Annotated in this window: 1 protein-coding gene; it reads left to right on the top strand. The window is 64.3% G+C overall.

The window, feature by feature from the left end:
• Positions 1 to 1197 (top strand): IS66 family transposase (locus IVB13_RS00020; RefSeq protein ID WP_247487225.1); only part of this gene is annotated, 1197 nt, incomplete at both ends.

Below are 1197 nucleotides of genomic sequence, written 5' to 3'. Positions count from 1 at the left end.
GCCAGGCTCGAGCGGTTGCTCAAGCTTGCAAAAGACGCGCAGTTCGGTCGATCGTCGGAAAAGCTTGACGGTGATCAGCTCCAGCTTGTTCTGGAGGATATCGATCAGGCTGTCGCGGCTCTCGAAGCAGCCGAGGACCGCGCCAATCCCAAAACACGCGAGAAGAGAGCTGCCGAGCGCAGGGCCAATCGTGGCAAGCTGCCGGAGCATTTGCCGCGCATCATCGAGACCCTGATGCCCGCTGCAACCTGCTGCCCATGCTGCGCAGGCGACCTTTTTGAGATCGGTCACGATGAGAGCCAGAGGCTGGACGTCGTACCGGCGCAGTATCGCGTATTCGTCACCCGCCGCCCCAAACTGGCCTGCCGCGCCTGTCACGGCGTCCTCCTCCAGCATGCTGCTCCCGAGCGATTGATCAGGGGAGGACTGCCGACCGAGCGGCTCGTCGCGCATGTGATCGATGCCAAGTATCATTGGCATTTGCCGCTTTACCGCCAGACGCAGATGCTGGCGACGCACGGTATCGCCATCGACCGTTCCACGCTCGCCTTCTGGGTCGGCTACGCCGCCCAGGAATTGAAGCCCTTGTGGCATCGACTGCGCGAGCTTCTACTCGCCTCTCCGAAGCTCTGTGTCGATGAGACCCCGGCGCCGGTGCTGGATCCCGGGCGCGGCAGGACCAAAACCGGCTACTTCTGGGCGCTGTCGCGCGATGACAGGCCTTGGGCCGGGCCTGATCCGCCCGGCGTGGTCTATGCCTATGCACCAGGCCGCGGCGCCGTTCATGGCTTGCGACTGCTCGAAGGCTATCGCGGCATCATCCACTGCGACGGCTATCAGGCTTACAAGACCATGATGCGAGAGACGCGTGCGGACGCCTTGTCCGGGACGCTCGCATTCTGCTGGTCGCATCTCCGGCGCCAGTTTGTGAAGATCGAGCGCGAGGCTTCGCCGGGGCCGGCGCCGGTTGCCCGCGAGGCCCTCGAGCGCATCGCCCAGCTCTACGCGGTCGAGAAAGCGCTCCGTGGCCGATCTGACGCCGAGCGCCGCGCGGGCCGGCAGGCGCATGCCCGGCCGTTGGCTGCAGCCTTGAAGCAGTCGTTTGAGGCGAAGCTTGGTCACCTCGCGAAGAGTGAGACGGCGAAAGCTTTACGCTATGCACTGCGTCATTGGGACGGCTTGACGCTCTACCTTGAT

This window comes from Bradyrhizobium sp. 17 (genome assembly GCF_023073515.1).
Classification (GTDB): Bacteria; Pseudomonadota; Alphaproteobacteria; order Rhizobiales; family Xanthobacteraceae; genus Bradyrhizobium; species Bradyrhizobium canariense_D.
Note: the sequence above shows the minus strand (reverse complement) of the source record. Positions and strands in the feature narration are given on the sequence as shown.